The following is a 17,313-nucleotide window of genomic DNA, read 5'->3' on the forward strand; positions in this document are numbered from 1 at the left end:
AACGGACCGACTGTTAAGGTAAGAGAGAGGGCTGATAATGAAAATAAAAATGATTTCGGTGTTACTTTTAATAACGTTTGTGACAATGGGATGCGGAAACAATAAGCTGGTTCTTGAGGGTGTAACCAAAATAGAGGTTTATGACTGGGAGAATAAAGACCTTATCCATACTATTGAGGATGCTAGCTTCATTGATGACCTGGTTACTAAGTTAAATAAGGCTAAAGGGGAAAAGATCTCCGATACGGCAGATATTGCAATGCTGCCGTATAAAGTCCATCTCACAAACAAAGAAGATACAGTATTGGTACTAGGTTTTGATCAAACGGAAGATGAATCTCATTTTATGGATTATGAAAACAGTATTAGATACATTGTCGACATCACTTTACCAAATGTTCCACTTACTACTGCTACTCCTAAGACAAAAGAAGAAATAGAAGAAGAGAATAAGAAGGAGCTAGAATTAAAGAAGCAAAATCAAGAAGAACAGAAAAATAATGAATGACTAGTTACTTATTGTTAAAAAGGGGATTGGATATGGAAATTAATTGGATGTACAGAGTTTTCTTTATAATTATTGGTGCAGTGTCTTTTTTTACGGGTGAGATAATAACTTTTGTTATGTTGTTGTTTATCTTTTTCATTTTGAATGATATCCACCAAACCTTACAGCAAATCTATATTCAGAATAAAGAAAAGAACAATCAAGGGTAAACGATGTTTAAGAATATTTCATTAATAAAGCGACGAGGGAGTAAAGACCTATGATGCTATGGTTTAGACCCCTACCAAAAGTGAGTTTGGATCCAACAGTTTGGGCTCCTTTTATTCAAAACAACTGGTACCGAGAGCATTATATGAAATTTGTATACTTGCTTCAGGTAGTCTTATTATTCATACCAACTATTTTCAGTACACAATTCTCTCATATACATACTTTTGCACTCATATTAACAGGCTTCTTAGTATTTATTCTTCATGAATGTCTCCACATATTGGTCATAAAGAATAAAGGCGATATAAGCATAACTTTTAGTGGCATATTTTTTTGGATCAATACAAATGCCATCCTCTCTAAACCTAGATTTTGGGTATTTATGAGTTTGCCTTTTATTGTTTTATCAGTTGTGCCTTTTGTTCTATCGTTCTATGTTTCAGGAGATCTAAAATTGAATTTATTATTTATTAGTTGGTTCAACACACTGATTTCTGCCTCAGATATCATCAATTCATTTCTCATTGCACTTAAACCAAAGAACGCGCTTTTCTGCAGAGGGTATGTGAGGGTGGAGTAAAGGCTTTCTATAAAATGAAGGGTCCGTTTAACTACCGGAAAGTAAACTCTATACAAAATGAGGTAAGTAAATGAGAATATCTTCTATTCTTCCCATTTTATTATTACTTGTTTTTTTAATCAACTTAATAGGATGTAATTCGGATATTAATGTAAGTTCGGATATAACTATTGATGGTGAAATTATAGATTACATCGGGGTTTCTGGTATACCAATAGAAGAGATAGACTCCAATAAGCCTCCACAAGATTATAAAGATATAGAGCGGATGGTTGTAAAGCCCAATGAATTAATCAAAATTAATTATCAAGACATGCCAAAGAAGGTTTATTTATCGTATTGGAAGGATGAAGTGCCTCAAGAAGAGAACGTAGTTTTGAATGATTTTGAACTTACTACGCCTAAAAGCGACGGGGTATATGTCTATAAAATAGCTACAAAATGGAATTCTAGGGTTGCAAGGAATTATTTGTTTGTGATTGAAGTGAAGGACGAAGATTAAATTTCTGGAGTGAGTTTATGGATAGATTTTTATATGTATTTGGCATTCTCGTATTTTTCTTTAGTTTTGTTTTCTTTGTAATGAATTTTTTTGCTGATTATGACAGTACAGCAATGGTTGCTTCTGTATTAATAATGTTAAATGCAAGTATTGCAATGTGTGTTTCAGAGATTTTAACGAGAATTAAAAACATAAAATAATATTTTAGTGTTAGTGAGTAATTGTAAAAGGGAGAAGGTTAAATGCCTCTGATTAAGCATAGTCAATTTATCAAAGCACCTGTTGAGATATGTTTTGATCTCGCAAGGAATGTAGATATTCATACTCAAACGACTTCTAAAACAAATGAAAGAGCTGTTGCCGGAGTGACAGAAGGCTTATTAGAACAAGGAGATACTGTCACCTGGGAAGCAACTCACTTTGGAATTAAACAAAGGTTGACAGCTAAAGTGACTGTATTGGAAGCACCTTATAAGTTTGTGGATGTTATGGTGAAGGGAGCTTTCCATTCTTTTACCCACACTCATCAATTTGTGGAAGCAGATGGTGGGACCATAATGATAGACAATTTCCAATTCAAGTCGCCTTTCGGTCTTATTGGAGTTGCTGTCGACAAATTGTTTTTAGAGAGGTACATGAGAAAATTCATTGTTTTGCGTGCAAAGGAATTAAGAAAGATTGCTGAGAAGTCGAATTAACCATTGAGCAAAGAATTAAAAATGGGAGGTATTAGATGAAAAGATATCACTTCTTCATGCTTAGTTTGTTTGTTGTTTTTAGTTCTATTTTGCTAGGTTGTTCAAAACAAACAAACACCGATTGGAAAGAAAGTGCACTGTTTGAATCTGGTGACTATACGATGATTGGAGAGCAGGGAAGAATCGGTTTTATATTTGATGATAGTGAAAACAATAAATTTTACCCAAACAAAGAACAAAAGTACATGTAGTATATATGGGGAGACAAAAAGGAGCTGGAAGGTGATTTTAAGGTAACTGCTACCCACGAAAACGATAAAGAGTCATTTACTATAGTGGATAGGCCGTTAGGTGGGGCAAACAATGGTGCTGATCAACACTCACCTTCTATGATCTCTCTTCCTGAAAGTGGGATGTGGAAATTAGACGCGTATGTAGATGATAAATTATTTGGATGCGAGCCATAAACAAGAAGATCCAAAAATTCTTTCTCAGCTAGAGAGTAAAGAAAATGGAAATGGGAATAGGGAGTTTGTTTTTAGTATTACAAATGTCGGGAAAGCGGAGACAACCTTAACGTTTCCTACCTGGTTAGAATACAATGTAAGTTAATTTAGACAACAAAGAGATTGAATCTGGCGAAATTATTATGAGGCACTTGGATTTAAACGAGGAAAACAGAGAGGGTAGGTTGTTACTATTAGAACCTAATGAGAAATTTGAATATAGATTATTGCTAACTAAAATACTAAAGGGGAATTATGAAATCAACATTAGTTCTGCGTCAGGCTTTGGCGGTGTTATTAGGGAGGAATTTATAATTAATTATTAATTAAAATGGGTGAACAATTGAAGTTTTTTCTTATCTATTTCTACTAGACCAATAACCCCATCTGGTTTTAATAGGAACAACCGTTTGTAAAGATATAGTGGAGTTGGATAGTTGCATACGTTAATGAAACTTGAAAGGAAGATTAATAGATGAAAGCGGTTATTCAAAATGAATTCGGTGATTCAGATGTGCTCTTATATACGGAGGTCGAATTACCAAAGATTCACGATAAAGAAGTATTAATAAAAACAGAATATACGAGTGTGAATTATGCGGATATAAAAAAACGCAGGGGGAATAAAGGGAAAGGGAATTTTCCATTCACACTTGGATTGGATGTTGCTGGGACAATTGAAGAAGTTTCTGATGGTTCACCATTCTCAAAGGGTGACCGAGTAATAGCTTTTCCGAAAGCTGGATCATATGCAGAGTATGTAGTTGCAAGTGAACAATTGGTTTTTAAAATTCCAGATGGTCTTTCTTTAAAACAAGCTGCAACTGCACCTACCGTATCTATTTTAGCTCATATGCTAATCCATGAAATTGGACAAGTGAAAGAAACGGATACCATTGTAATACATAGTGCAGCCGGTGGGGTAGGTTCTATGTTAGTGCAACTCGCCAAGTTAGCTGGTGTGAAAAGAATTATCGGAACAGTTGGAAATCTTAATAAAGAATGTTATGTGAAAAATTTAGGTGCAGATGTTGTTTGTACCTATGAAACATTTGTTGAGGAAGTATTAAAGTTAACCAATAACTTTGGAGCTAATATTATATTTGATTCTGTTGCTGGTGAGGTTACAAGTAAAAGCTTAGAGTGTTTGGCCTTATATGGCACTCTTGTTCAATTTGGTAATAGCAGCGGAAAAGCAGGTAACTTTAAAACAAGTGATGTTCATAGCAGTTGTAGGAATATCAAGGGGTTTAGCTTAGGAACAACGAGAAAACATGATCCTGCAAGATTAGCTGGTGTAGCGGAAAAGGTTTTAGAACTTTTTGCTTCAGAAAAAATCACGCTTCCAATTGCCAGGGTGTTTGATTTAAGTGAGGTTGCACAAGCACATAAACTAATAGAGAGCCGCAACTATGAAGGGAAGATTTTGATTAAGGTCTAGTTCTTGAATAAAGCAATCCTTTAGTTAGTAAGGAACCTTAAGTAAAGAAGAAGGGTGAAATCATTTGGTTAATAAAACAAAAGAGTTTGTTAGACATATATTACTCCGTTTAAATAACAAGTCAAGCAAAGGGTATACAAGCTTCGCCCCATTGAAAATTGCACCCGAGTATACAAATATAGATTTAGAGAATAAACAAGTTACTGGTATTGTAAAACATAATGATAAGATCTATCTCACAGTGATTGTTGATATAAAGTTGAATAAAACATTGGTTAAAGGCAGTCTGCGAGGTATATGTCATATAACAAAACCCTTTAATAAAGGGCACTACATAGCAATGATAAAATCCCATGCAGAGATGCTTTTAAACAAGGAAGATTGATTTAAGGAGAAAATAAATGACCAAGTCGAATAAGTTTTTCCTCTTCACCCTAGTTGCAACCCTCTTAGAACTTGGTATTATAGTTTGGCTTAACTCACACTTTTACAAGGGAGTATTCGATTTAGGTATGATAATCCCTGTAATGACCATTCGAATGGTAGTTGTCTATAACTACACGAAGGGAAAGTTAAAGAAACAGTGGGAGAAGAAGGCTATAGGCTTGTTTTTTAGCGTACCTATTATTTTGTTTTTAATAGGAAAGCCAACTTATACGTTCGAGCAAGCGAAGCAATTGGTTTATGAAAACCAAGATGTATCTACTATTGTGGAATACAAAGAAGAGAGCTATCGAAATACGGTACCAATATATACTGAAGAAAAACGCCTTTTCATTAATAATCGGGATTATCATTTCGAGGTAGACAATAGGTACTTCTTAGTTAATCCTCGAACAGGTGAAGTGATAGAGATGAAACAGCCTTATTGGCATTAATCAATATTTTCGTAGAATAGGAGGAGATTTTAATGAAATTAGCAGAGGCGTTAATACTACGGGCGGATTATCAAAAGCGCGTGGAGCAATTGAAAAATAGGTTGCTGCAAAATGTCAGGGTACAGGAAGGGGACGAACCGAACGAAGATCCGAAGCTGTTGTTGAAGGAATTAACGGAACTGTTGGAGAAGCTTAGACTTCTGATTCAGCAAATAAACAAGACCAACTTATATACGAAATTTGATAAACTAGAGTCGCTTGCGGACGCATTGGCATCAAGAGATGTCATTGTCCAGGAACGAAAGATTCATAGCGAACTTCTTGATCAAGCATCCATGAAACTCGAGCGTTATTCACGGGCAGAAATTAAATACATCACAACCATCAGCGTGAAAGAAATACAAAAGCAGGTGGATGAACTGTCACAGAAATATCGTTTATATGACGTGAAGATTCAGGAACTTAATTGGAAAACTGATTTACATTCTTCATAAGATAAGTTGGTAGCGAAAATGAAAAGGCGAATACCGAACCTTGCAACAGGTCAAAGTTGCCATTAATGGTACGGGTTTCGGGGTGACCCAAGAGGTTCGAGTCCTCCGTCAAAATTTATACCCATTAATGTGACATCAGAACAATTTACATAAACAACTTACAACCTGGTATTGATTTTCATATTCGTGAGGGTGGAGTAGGGGAGTATTTTATGAAGAAGATTTTAATAAATACACATTTAATTAAGGGGTAAACATGAGACTTATTGGATCCATTATCATTTCCATTGCTATTTTATATTTTGGTTTTTATGGGACTATTATCTTAACAATTTCCACCGGCAAGGATCTGTACGGCCTTGCTTCAGCAGCATTTGTACTCACTCTACTCATTTTCGCAAATTTAGGGGTGTGGGGACAGTTTGCTAAGAATACCGTGAAGTACACGTTTATCTGTTTTATTAGTTTGTTTGTTCTTTTTGTCACAGTGGAAGGCGGGAAAGCTTGGTATCAACATTCTCTTAAAATTATGAGCACCCAGGATGTTGATCTAACCCAATATGAGCCATTTCAAAATAATGATCGTGTAGCTGATTTGGGCAAAGAAGCAGCCATCAAGCTAGAGAACCCTCTATTAAAGCTAGATGGTTCAACTGCATTATATCCTGTGTTTGCCTCCTTCGCTCAGGCTGTTTATCCAGAAGATACGTATGATTCTACTATGAGTGAAGTGCAATCCACACAGACCTCAGGAGCTTGGGCAGGTCTCCTCAAAGAAGAAAGAGAACTGATTTTTGTTCCAGAACCTCCAAGTTCTATCCAGTCTCAAGCAAAGGCAAAAGACGTGGAACTTGTGCTAACGCCAGTTGGAAAAGAAGCCTTTGTTTTCTTTGTACATAAAGAGAATCCTGTTGCTAATCTTACAGTGGAGGATATACAAAAAATTTATTCAGGTGAGATTACAAATTGGAAGGAGTTTGGTGGGAGCGACGAGCCTATCCTCGCTTTCCAACGCCCTGAAGACAGTGGAAGTCAGCAGATGCTTCGAAAAGTGATGGGAACCAAACGATTAATGGATCCACCAAGTGACCAGCGGGTTTCAGGTATGGGAGGAATCATTGAAGAAACCTTAGACTATGAAAATAGGAAAAATGCAATTGGTTTCTCGTTCCGCTTCTTCTCGGAAACGATGGTGCAAAACAATAAGATTAAGCACTTAAAGGTGGACGGAGTTGCACCTTCCATTGAATCTATTCAAAAGGATACCTATCCGTTTGTCAGTCCATTTTATGCCGTGCATCTCTCCACTGCAACAAATCCTAATCTTGAATCATTTTTAGAATGGATTAAATCGGAAGAAGGCCAATTGCTTGTAGAAAAGTCGGGGTATGTTCCGTATTATAAAAAATAAAAACGTTATTGCCTAAAACATCCATTTGTGCTAATATTCTAAAAAACATACGGAACATACGGCTGTGAAGAGAAGAGTAATTAAGATGCATTATTTCCAGAGAGCTTCGGTAGGTGAGAAGAAGCAATAATGACCTTAATGAAAAAAGCCTCGGAGCCTTTGCACGGATCTAAGGTTTCTTAGTGATACTGCGACGGGATCTCCCGTTATAGAGGTAGGGTATAATTGTTTGTTAAAAATAAAAGTACCCGAAGAGGTTGATATGGTAACATGTCAACAAACTGGGGTGGTACCACGAAGTTAACAACTCTCGTCCTCAAGATGAATAATCTTGGGGGTGAGAGTTTTTTTGTTTTAGAAAAATAATACGACAAATGAAAAATAGATTAATAAAAATTGGAGTTGATAAAAATGAGTCAAGAACAAACAGCCCTTAGAATGGAGAAATTAGAGGCTTTAAGGTCACAGGGAATCCAAGTTTATCCTGACAGGTTCCAGACAAATTACGAACTATACGAAGCGGGTTCACTTCAGGATGGTACATCGGGGGTACGTGTTGCAGGAAGAATTATGGGGATTCGTCAGTTTAGTAAATTCAGTTTCATCACCATTTCAGACATCCAAGGGAAGTTGCAACTTCTTCTGAAAAAAGACGAGGTTGGGGAGCGGGCGATGAGTGATTTCCTCGATTATTTTGATATAGGTGATTTTATCGGTGTAGAAGGAAAAATGTATTCCACGAAAACAAATGAAAAAACGCTTCGTATTGAAAACTATGTGCTGCTTGGGAAAACGTTACACACTCTGCCAGATAAATGGCATGGATTAACGAATACAGATACCCGTTATAGACAACGATATATTGATTTGATGATGACAAAAGAAACACAAAACCGTATGTTAATGCGAACAAAGTTGGTGCGTGCTGTTCGAAGATTTTTAGAAGAAAAAGATTTCTTGGAAGTGGAGACGCCTGTACTGCAACATACTTCTTCCGGTGCTTTAGCCCGCCCATTTAAAACGTATCATAACTCATTAGATATGGAACTTAATTTACGAATTGCTCCAGAGACTTATTTAAAAAGGCTAATTGTAGGCGGCTTTACAAAAGTATTTGAATTTGCAAAATGTTTTAGAAACGAAGGAATCAGCCCTCAACATCTTCAAGAATTCACCATGGTGGAAGGCTATGCAGCCTTTTGGAATTATGAAGATACGATGCAGCTCATGCGTGAAATGATTGTCTATGTCCTAAAACAAACCTTTGACTCAACAGTTATAAGTATACAAGGACAATCCATTGATTTTTCATTAGAGTGGAATGTAGTGTCATTTAGAGAATTAATTTTAAAGGATACAGGCATTGATATTGATTTGTATCCAGATGTAAAAACCTTACACGAAGAAACAAAACGAAGAAATATTTATTTAGAAGGCGAGGATATCCAGACATTAGGGAGAGGGAACTTTATTGACCTTCTATACAAAAAAATGTGCCGCCCGCATTTAATTGAACCAACATTTTTAGTTAACCATCCAATTGACCTCTCACCTTTAGCCAGAGCGAATGATGACAATCCATCAATAACAGATCGTTTTCAATTAGTAGTAAATGGTGCTGAAATCATCAATGCCTATTCAGAATTAGTCGACCCTGTGGAACAGAGAAAAAGATTAGAAACTCAAGCCCTGTTGAAAAGTGGCGGTGATACAGAAGCCATGGAGATGGATGAAGATTACTTATTGGCCATGGAACATGGGATGCCTCCAATTTCCGGCTGGGGATTTGGGATTGAGCGGTTACTCATGGTATTAACGGATTGTGATACGATTAAGGACTGTGTTTTGTTTCCGTTAACTAAAAAATAGATTATACCTGTGGAAGCTTATCTGAAAAAAGGTAAGCTTCATTTTTTATGAAATTCATATTGTGTAAATATTAAAAATTTGAAATAATTGGTATTGAGCAAAACTTTATAAAAAAAGGAGATAAATATGGCAAATAATAATTATGAAAAACAACACATAAGTAGTATGTCCACATTTAGTTACCTCAGTCTTGCATGTCTTTTCTCGTGCATATTTACAGGCATATGCATCCTTATCTTACTATTTCCCATGGTAGGAATTTTAGATTTCACCTATTTCCCTTCAAAAGTTGCAATTCCTTCATTTTTAATTACTATGCTTTTTTCCGTTCTAGCTTTTAAAAATATCTTTGGAAAGATATTGATTTTATTTAATCTTTGTCTGATGATCTTTATGATTGTTTATGGACCTTAAATAAGTTGATTAATTGACGGGAAAAAAGGAGGAGAAGGAATCGCCAATGTTGAAAAAAGGTTTTGAAAAAATAATATATTTTATATTTACATTATTTAAATTTGTTCTTTTATGGAAGGCAATGGGGATACTCTGGAATGCTTTCGTAACTTGGAATCTTACAACGGATTTAATAGGATTATTCGTGGTGGCGCCTTTGTTGATAATATTGGCTTTTGTTCTGTCGAGTTTGTCATTAAAAGTTATTAAATGCGGAAAGCGAATTTAAAAAAATATTAGTAAAGGAGCAATCCATGCTGTTATTTTTTCTCTTTTATATTTTTGTTATCCCTGTTTGTGTCCTCATGCACGAAATTGGGCATGGTGTAGGAGTTGTTTCTCTTTCAAAACTTGATGCACATATATATTTAGGAAAAAGAAGTCAGGAAAACAAAGAAAATTTTCGAATAGGAAGGTTTCGTTTCCACATTCATTGGTCTTATATAGGATTCGTTGATTGGAAAGGGGATTTAAACAAACGACAGAGGATTGCAGCTTTGGCAGGTGGACCGATTATGTCTTTTTTACTTGTGTTTATATTTGCAGCAATAGGAATATCGTTACCCCCAAGTGATTTAAAATCATTCTTTTGGGGAGCATCCACTTTTAATCTGGGTATGGTTGTTTGGACAGTTATTCCAATAACCTATCCTCGTTGGATGGGACCATATTATGGTCATCCTTCTGACGGACTCCAACTGTTAAGGTTGCAAAGAAAATAAAAGAGTGTAAGTTATATAGAGTTTTGTAGGGGGAGGATACATATGTACCAATATTTCAATGGCTTTGTAATCAGGGAGGGTAAAGAAGGAGTTCCGGCTGAATATGTGGAAGCTCTATTTGAAGATGCAGGATGGGCAAAGAATACCCCCGCTTGGCAAAAGGAGAAGTTCTCGCTTATGTTCAAAAACTCAACGTGGGCATTTACAGTTTGGGATCAAAACAAGATGATTGGGATGGTTCGAGTGATCTCAGACCAAATAATGGTTGCAAACATAATGGATTTAGTTATTTTATCCGAATATCGCGGTAAAGGAATCGGGAGGAAAATAGTAGAACTCTGTGTTCAAAAACTTCCTCATGGTGATTGGTTTGCACATACCTCCGCTAATAATTACAGTTTCTATGAGAAGTGCGGTTTTGAAGTGAAAGACTTAACCCAAAATGGGACTTGTGCGTATTACGGCTATATTCAAGCGAGGAAAGATGGGCATAGGTAGAGGAACAAGAATAGACCATAAAACTTTGGATAAGGAGAGTTCAATTTGGATACTGAAAGAGTCGCTCCAGAACCTCATAGATATACAGTTTGTGCCTATGAGGACGTATCAATAAAGGAATTTTATAAAGGTGTTTTTAGTGATGTCTATATTTTCTTCCATCCTTTTATTAAACCAGTTACGATAGATCCCAAACTGTTTAGTTCAGAAACAAACATTGACAAGTTTCAAATTATAAATCATTGCGAAATGGTAACGTGGAAAGAATTCTTAGTACTTAGTGGAATGAAAAGCTTTGAAGAGTTAGATATCGGACTTCGTACCCGAATACTTGGCTTAAAAAAGGAGTATGAGAATAAGGAATTCAAAGAGATTATTAACACTGTGATTGAGAAAGAGAACCTTCTTCCACCAACAGAGGGGATGTTGCCGGAGCTTTTGATAAATAATCTGTTAGGAGCAATTAAAAAGGAGAAGTATGATTGGATTTGGGTTGGCGATGAATTTGGTACAGAAAGAAAATTAGAGTACATAGATGACTTAATTGATCAAGATACATTGGCACGACATAACCTGTTCACTCATGATAACTCCATTCTTATTACCACTCATTGGGATAGCCATTTTTCTATGATATGTTCAGATGATAAAAAGAAGATAGATAGAATAATTGAGCGGTGTAATCTTGAAGGCTTTTATAGTGATGATTATACCGAAATATATTGGAGTGTTCGTAATACATACAAAGGGTAGGGAGATGTTTCAATGGAGTTCAGAGGATCTAGTGTTTACGATCAATCGGATTTTTTTACAAATTACATGAAAAGAAGAAATAGACAAGACAGTCCCAATAATGCAATTGAAGGTCCAATTATGTTCGAACTAGTTGGGAACATTCAAAATAGAACCATTTTAGATTTAGGGTGTGGAGATGCCTCGTTTGGTAAAGAACTGCTGCAATTAGGGGCAAAGCATTACACAGGTGTAGAAGGTTCTGAACAAATGGTAGAAGCCGCGCGTTCTACCTTACTTGAACTTGACGCAACTATACATAATGAAACAATGGAATCGTTTAATTATCCGAGTGCGTCATACGATCTCGTAACCGCGCGTTTTGCCATTCATTATGTTTCAGACATTGACCGCCTGTTTCAAAGTATTCACGAAACCCTAAAAGAGGGTGGCAAATTTGTATTCAGTATTCAACATCCGCTTACAACCTCATCTTTTGCTAGTAAAGAATCTGGAGATAAGCGCGGGAATTGGATTGTGGATGATTACTTCCGTGATGGTGAAAGGAAAGAGCCATGGATTAACCAAGTAGTGGTTAAGTATCACCGTACTATCGAACAATATTTCACAGCACTCAGAAAAGCGGGTTTTTCCGTACAAGATTTACGCGAAGGTACACCCAAACGTGAACATTTTAGTAGCGAAGAAGAGTTTGTTAGGAGACAGCGGATACCAGTGGTTTTGGCGTTTACTTGTGGGAAGTAAGTTTGAACACAAGTCTAAAAGATAGCTACAATGGATAAAGCTGATGTAAACATGGATAACTCTTTTTTATGATGGATAAATTGATTTTACTATTGATAAAAGTGTTTTTACAATGGATATAATTTTTTTACAATGGATATCCGATAGTTCATCTTAATTTTAGTGACACGGATACTTAATATAGAGTGTTTCGTCATAGAAATGTACGTTCCGTTGTAATCTATTGTGCTATATTTAGTTTTTATGAACGAATCCTCAGGTTACTTTCCAATCTTCCTTCACTATCTGGTATTTTCCTTGGATAATTATCATTAATATTTCGAGCGCAATCCCTACAAGGATCAGCGCTCATTTTTTGTTTAGAAAAAAATTACATATTGTAGGTCTTTTCAGATTATGAAATAATTGGTATTAAGTAAGGTGGTTGAACTGAAAGGGGTGCAAAATAATCAAAAAAAGTGTACTTTATTTCATTATTATCGGGTGCTGCGTTTTTGGGGGATTTTTATTTTATAATGAAACATATTCAAACAACGGAATTTTAGAAAATGTAACTCAACGGGATGGGTATGATCTTAATTTAATTAAAAACGATGAGACTGTTGAGTTCTTTGTAAAGCCTGAATGGATACCACTTAATAGTAAGAAAGAAACACAGTTTGGCATAGAACTTATAAATAAAGATAGCACTAACATTTTCCTTGATAAGGTTTGGAATAGGGGAAATGATATTTATTTCAATTTTAACACCACATACAATATGAAATACGACAAAGGAAGCTTTATGTACAATGGTATCTTTAATGAGGATGGGACATTTACGACAAATGGGTCCTATAAGGATTATTATTTGTATAATAAAGATGGAGAAAAAATTAGTGTAGATCAAACTGGTCGAGGACCAAATTCATCATTTGGATTTGCAATTAGTTCAGAGAATTATAATTTAATAAAAGATGGATTTTATGTTGAATATTCAGGTTTCTTTATTTATGAATACTATAAGAATTAATCATCAGTAAAAGATTGTTTAAATCATTTAGCTAATCATTAAGATGAAGCTTATCAAATAACTTCATTTTCAATAAAGGGGAGCGTTTGTTGCAAAACGGCTCGTTCATATCCAACTATTCTAAGTTGCAAATATTAATCAGAGGCAAAGCGGGTCGCTCCTTTTTAAGAATTGGGAAGGTTGGAGGAAGACTAAACCTTATGGGAGAGTTCACATGAACATAAGAACAGAAAGATTGATTATACGCAATTTCAACTTAAAAGATTGGGAAGATGTGTATCTTTATACTGGCAATAAGTCAGTTATGAAGTATATGCCCGAGGGTGTATTGTCAAAAGAAGAAACACAAGCATTTATTAAAGAGAACATGAATAATAAAGCTCAAAAATTTCCTTTAATACTAGCTGAAAATAATACCTTGATTGGACATATTGAATTTTTCAAATACTTTGGTGAACATACATACGAGATAGGATGGGTACTTAACCCTGATTATTATAATAAAGGTTACGCATCAGAAGCTGCATTCGGGGTATTGAAGTATGGATTCGAAGAATTAGGCTTACATAGGATTGTAGCAACGTGCCAACCCGAAAATGTACCTTCATACCGTGTGATGGAAAAGATCGGCATGAGAAGGGAAGGTTATTTTAAGAAGTGTATACCTCATGGCGAAGGTTGGTGGGATGAGTACACCTACGCGATATTAAGTGAAGAATGGGGATCCCAAGCTAAACTTTAGTTTCATGATTAGACGTATTACAATCAATTGAAATAAAAGATACCTAAGAATAAACTGGCTTTTATGTCCCCTGTCACCTACCAACTTCCTAAACACTTTGACTTTTTATGGGAGATGTTTCAGAATAAAGTGTAGATGAAGAGGTGAAACAATGACTGAAAAGGTAACGAGTACAAAGTGGTTCAGTGTGGCCATTCAGGCACTCGTGGTGCTTGCTAATAATGAAGGCCGATGTCCGAGCGGAGAATTAGCAGAGAAGCTGAATTCTAAGTCCGTCTTTTTAAGAAAAATATTAAGGCATCTGGTTAAAACCGAATTAATTCAGGCAAAAGAGGGCCGGGACGGTGGCTATTTTCTCGTAAAAGACCCTAGCGAAATAAAATTGTCCGAAGTGTACGATGCAATGAAAGCAGAAACATTTCCGAAAGGTTTTTTTAATGTAGAAAGTAAAGAATGTTTTGCTTCTACTACACGCGAGTCGCTCTGTACACTGCGTGATGAAATGGAAGGATGGGTCGTAGCCGGTTTAGAACAAAAGACCATAGCTGATTTAATGAAAAAGTGAAACAAAGCTGTTTCGCTTTTTTATTTTGCCTTGATAAACTGTAGTTGACAAAGGAACAGTTAACGAACTATACTGTTCTTGTAGAAAATACAGTTAAAGGGGAATTGAATATGTCTAAAAACACTATGAGTAAAGAAGAATATTTAAATAAAGTAAAAGAAATTGATACAACCAAAGAAGCGCCAAAGCAGTTGGAAGATACAGACTTTCTGACAGTCGCAAAAGAACGCCGCTCAGTTAGACAATATGATCCTGAATTCAAAATGGATAAAAGTGAAATCATGGAGATTTTAGAAACAGCTATTTTAGCACCGTCATCTAGCAACCTTCAACCTTGGAGATTTTTAGTTATTGAAGATCAAAAGGAAAAAGAGCGTTTGTTACCGATCGCTAATAATCAGCAACAAATTGTGGATGCGTCTGTGGTTATCGCTGTACTTGGAGACCGCGAAGCATACAAAAATGCAGACCGTATTTATAGTGCAATCGCTGAAAAAGGAAGAATGCCAGAAGATGTTAAAAACATGTACGTCAACAGCATTCTTGATGGGTACGGGAGTTTTTCAAAAGAACGCTTAGCGAAGATTGCTCACATTGATGGTGGACTAGTGGCTATGCAGTTAATGCTGGCAGCCAAGGCTAAAGGCTATGATACCGTTCCAATGGGCGGTTACGATGAAACACAATTCGTAAAAGCATACAATGTTCCGGAAAACTATGAGGCCATTATGTTAATCTCACTAGGTAAAGGCGCAAAAGCAGGATTTGAGAAAACTCGTCTTCCGCTTGATGAGGTTGTAAACTGGGATAGATACTAATAAAAAAAGAGTGCGCAAATTCCTTGCAAATGCGCACTCTTTTTCTTTTTTTATTCATTGATTTGTTGTTGTACCTGTTGGATTTTCTGTTGAGCCTTCTCTAGTTCTCTTATTGCAAAATAACAAGCTTCAGATTCTAAAGTGTTGGAACTAACTTGTTTTAAATGATGATGTGCTTTATGAATGATATCTTGCGCTTCTTGTAATTCACTTTTAAAGTTCAAAGCTAATCGTTCCTTCCATCAAAGTAGTTATTTTTGTCCACTCAATTCTCCTTCGTCTTCTTCAAAGGTACCTTCCCCTTGATTTCCAATCGAAAGGCTTTGACAATCGCGAAGGCCATCATCAACAAAACAAAGGTCAAAGGAAAAGCGCTCACAATGATGGCGGTTTGAAGACCTTCCAATCCCCCTGTATACATCAACACAACCGCAGAGGCAGAAAGAATTAATCCCCAAGTCAATTTTACGAAAAATGGAGGATTTATATCTCCATTTGTTGTCTGCATTCCTAACACAAACGTAGCAGAATCCGCACTAGTAATAAAGAAGGTGGCAATCAGCAAAATTGTAATAATAGATAAAATGGTCCCAAATGGCAGAAGTTTATAGACATAAAAAAGTCCTGTTTCAAAACTTTGGGCGGAAACTTGAGCCCCTTCAAATAACTCCATATGGATCCCGGTCCCTCCGAAAACACTGAACCAAAATGCGCATACAAGTGTCGGAACCAATAACACCGCAATGACAAACTCCCTTACTGTCCGTCCTTTAGACACCCTGGCGATGAATGTCCCGACAAAAGGTGACCAAGAAATCCACCAAGCCCAATAGAAAATCGTCCAACCTTCAATCCATTCTGCATTTTCGTTATTGAATGGAGCAAGACGGAGCCCCATGCTTGGGAGGTTTTGAATATAATCTCCAAGTGTTGTCGTAAATAAATTCAATAAGAAGGTTGTTGGTCCTATAAAAAGGACCGCAAATAATAGAAATGTAGCAAGAATCATGTTCGTGTTGCTTAAGTATTTTATCCCTTTAGAGAGCCCCGTCCCTGCTGAAACGATGAATAGAACGGTCACAATCGCCATTATGATCAGCTGTATAGTGAAGTTATTCGGAATGCCAAACAAATAGTTGAGTCCGCCGTTTATTTGTTGTGCACCTAAACCAAGTGAAGCACAAACCCCGAAAACAGTGGCAAAAACGGCCACAATATCCACCGTTTTTCCGAAAACTCCGTTTGTTTTCTCCCCCAATATAGGATACAAAGTTGCGCTCATCAATCCAGGGGCATCTTTTCTAAATTTAAAATATGCGATGGAAAGCGCAATGGTTGCATAAATGGCCCATGCATGAAATCCCCAGTGTAAAAAGGTGTAACGAAGACCTAATTTTGCAGAAGCGGAAGTTCCACCTTCTCCAAGTGGTGGTGTAGTGAAGTGGGAGATAGGCTCTGCGACTCCGTAGAAAACCAGTCCAATCCCCATCCCCGCACTAAACAGCATCGCAAACCATGTCAAGGTAGAGTAGTCCGGGAGATCTTTGTCTTTTCCAAGCTTTATTTTGCCGTATTTGCTAAAAATGAGAAATAAAGCAAATAAAAGAAAGAAAGTAGCCGCCAATTGATAAAACCAGCCAAAAGCATTTAGAATGAATGAGTTTGCCTGATCCATTCCCTTACTAAAAGGTTCTGGGAAAATAACCCCAATCAATACAAACAAAGCAGCAATGATAACGGAAATCCAAAATACTTTACCGATCCCTTTCATAACATCCACGCCTTTCCCAAATTAATCCTTCCGCTAGCATTCCCTAAATTGCTACATTCCTTTCAAACTAAATTTACTTCTTCTTTCATTCTCCTCCGCATAGGTTGTACAAGATGCTCTAATTGTGCAGCTGCAAGA

Annotated in this window: 23 protein-coding genes and 1 other annotated feature; of the genes, 21 read left to right on the top strand and 2 right to left on the bottom strand. The window is 36.4% G+C overall.

Annotation, left to right across the window (positions count from 1 at the left end):
* Positions 1-37: 37 nt before the first annotated feature.
* From M313_RS0110000 to M313_RS0110125, 21 genes are all read left to right on the top strand, one after another.
* Positions 38-508 carry a hypothetical protein gene (locus M313_RS0110000; RefSeq protein ID WP_010194786.1) on the top strand — a complete coding sequence of 157 codons (471 nt, stop codon included), beginning with the start codon at positions 38-40 and terminating at the stop codon, positions 506-508.
* Between the two features lie 32 nt (positions 509-540).
* On the top strand, positions 541-717 hold the full coding sequence (locus M313_RS25830; RefSeq protein ID WP_010194787.1) for a hypothetical protein: 177 nt from the start codon (positions 541-543) through the stop codon (positions 715-717).
* A gap of 50 nt (positions 718-767) precedes the next feature.
* A complete protein-coding gene (locus M313_RS0110010) occupies positions 768-1,298 on the top strand; it encodes a DUF3267 domain-containing protein (RefSeq protein WP_010194788.1) in 531 nt (176 codons plus the stop codon).
* Positions 1,299-1,368: 70 nt separating this feature from the next.
* Complete coding sequence (locus M313_RS0110015) at positions 1,369-1,800, top strand: hypothetical protein (RefSeq protein ID WP_010194789.1); 432 nt, start codon at positions 1,369-1,371, stop codon at positions 1,798-1,800.
* A gap of 17 nt (positions 1,801-1,817) precedes the next feature.
* Positions 1,818-2,000 carry a hypothetical protein gene (locus M313_RS0110020; RefSeq protein WP_010194790.1) on the top strand — a complete coding sequence of 61 codons (183 nt, stop codon included), beginning with the start codon at positions 1,818-1,820 and terminating at the stop codon, positions 1,998-2,000.
* A 42-nt stretch (positions 2,001-2,042) separates the two neighbouring features.
* Complete coding sequence (locus M313_RS0110025; RefSeq protein ID WP_010194791.1) at positions 2,043-2,498, top strand: SRPBCC family protein; 456 nt, start codon at positions 2,043-2,045, stop codon at positions 2,496-2,498.
* 35 nt (positions 2,499-2,533) lie between these two features.
* Complete coding sequence (locus M313_RS26360) at positions 2,534-2,749, top strand: hypothetical protein (protein ID WP_010194794.1); 216 nt, start codon at positions 2,534-2,536, stop codon at positions 2,747-2,749.
* Positions 2,750-3,479: 730 nt separating this feature from the next.
* Positions 3,480-4,445 carry a quinone oxidoreductase family protein gene (locus M313_RS0110045; protein WP_010194806.1) on the top strand — a complete coding sequence of 322 codons (966 nt, stop codon included), beginning with the start codon at positions 3,480-3,482 and terminating at the stop codon, positions 4,443-4,445.
* 64 nt (positions 4,446-4,509) lie between these two features.
* On the top strand, positions 4,510-4,830 hold the full coding sequence (locus tag M313_RS24585) for a hypothetical protein (RefSeq protein WP_010194807.1): 321 nt from the start codon (positions 4,510-4,512) through the stop codon (positions 4,828-4,830).
* Between the two features lie 16 nt (positions 4,831-4,846).
* Positions 4,847-5,323, top strand: a complete 477-nt coding sequence (locus M313_RS0110055) for a hypothetical protein (protein ID WP_010194808.1) — start codon at positions 4,847-4,849, stop codon at positions 5,321-5,323.
* 32 nt (positions 5,324-5,355) lie between these two features.
* Positions 5,356-5,817, top strand: a complete 462-nt coding sequence (locus M313_RS0110060; RefSeq protein ID WP_010194809.1) for a DIP1984 family protein — start codon at positions 5,356-5,358, stop codon at positions 5,815-5,817.
* Positions 5,818-6,073: 256 nt separating this feature from the next.
* Positions 6,074-7,228: a PstS family phosphate ABC transporter substrate-binding protein gene (locus tag M313_RS0110065; protein ID WP_010194819.1), complete on the top strand. Its 1,155-nt coding sequence runs from the start codon at positions 6,074-6,076 to the stop codon at positions 7,226-7,228.
* A gap of 55 nt (positions 7,229-7,283) precedes the next feature.
* Positions 7,284-7,549: a binding site (T-box leader), on the top strand.
* A 90-nt stretch (positions 7,550-7,639) separates the two neighbouring features.
* On the top strand, positions 7,640-9,097 hold the full coding sequence (gene lysS / locus M313_RS0110070; RefSeq protein ID WP_010194822.1) for a lysine--tRNA ligase: 1,458 nt from the start codon (positions 7,640-7,642) through the stop codon (positions 9,095-9,097).
* 707 nt (positions 9,098-9,804) lie between these two features.
* A complete protein-coding gene (locus M313_RS0110085) occupies positions 9,805-10,272 on the top strand; it encodes a zinc metalloprotease (RefSeq protein WP_010194829.1) in 468 nt (155 codons plus the stop codon).
* A 42-nt stretch (positions 10,273-10,314) separates the two neighbouring features.
* On the top strand, positions 10,315-10,770 hold the full coding sequence (locus M313_RS0110090; RefSeq protein WP_010194830.1) for a GNAT family N-acetyltransferase: 456 nt from the start codon (positions 10,315-10,317) through the stop codon (positions 10,768-10,770).
* 45 nt (positions 10,771-10,815) lie between these two features.
* Entirely contained in the window at positions 10,816-11,523 is a 708-nt protein-coding gene (locus M313_RS0110095) for a DUF2711 family protein (protein WP_010194832.1), read from the top strand.
* 12 nt (positions 11,524-11,535) lie between these two features.
* Positions 11,536-12,267, top strand: coding sequence for a class I SAM-dependent DNA methyltransferase (locus tag M313_RS0110100; protein WP_010194833.1), 732 nt, complete (start codon positions 11,536-11,538; stop codon positions 12,265-12,267).
* A 784-nt stretch (positions 12,268-13,051) separates the two neighbouring features.
* A complete protein-coding gene (locus M313_RS0110105) occupies positions 13,052-13,279 on the top strand; it encodes a hypothetical protein (protein ID WP_010194834.1) in 228 nt (75 codons plus the stop codon).
* A gap of 214 nt (positions 13,280-13,493) precedes the next feature.
* Entirely contained in the window at positions 13,494-14,021 is a 528-nt protein-coding gene (locus tag M313_RS0110115) for a GNAT family N-acetyltransferase (RefSeq protein ID WP_010194836.1), read from the top strand.
* A 151-nt stretch (positions 14,022-14,172) separates the two neighbouring features.
* The gene (locus tag M313_RS0110120) at positions 14,173-14,586 is read left to right on the top strand and encodes an RrF2 family transcriptional regulator (RefSeq protein ID WP_010194837.1); all 414 of its coding nucleotides are present in this window, start codon (positions 14,173-14,175) and stop codon (positions 14,584-14,586) included.
* A gap of 110 nt (positions 14,587-14,696) precedes the next feature.
* On the top strand, positions 14,697-15,404 hold the full coding sequence (locus tag M313_RS0110125) for a nitroreductase family protein (protein WP_010194839.1): 708 nt from the start codon (positions 14,697-14,699) through the stop codon (positions 15,402-15,404).
* Between the two features lie 50 nt (positions 15,405-15,454).
* Here the strand turns inward: M313_RS0110125 and M313_RS26140 are convergent, their stop codons facing one another.
* The gene (locus tag M313_RS26140) at positions 15,455-15,628 is read right to left on the bottom strand and encodes a hypothetical protein (protein ID WP_010194840.1); all 174 of its coding nucleotides are present in this window, start codon (positions 15,626-15,628) and stop codon (positions 15,455-15,457) included.
* A 41-nt stretch (positions 15,629-15,669) separates the two neighbouring features.
* On the bottom strand, positions 15,670-17,175 hold the full coding sequence (locus tag M313_RS0110135; protein ID WP_010194844.1) for a glycine betaine uptake BCCT transporter: 1,506 nt from the start codon (positions 17,173-17,175) through the stop codon (positions 15,670-15,672).
* Between the last annotated feature and the right edge of the window lie 138 nt (positions 17,176-17,313).

Origin of the sequence: Bacillus sp. m3-13 (assembly GCF_000175075.1) — a bacterium.
Classification (GTDB): Bacteria; Bacillota; Bacilli; order Bacillales; family Bacillaceae_I; genus Sutcliffiella_A; species Sutcliffiella_A horikoshii_C.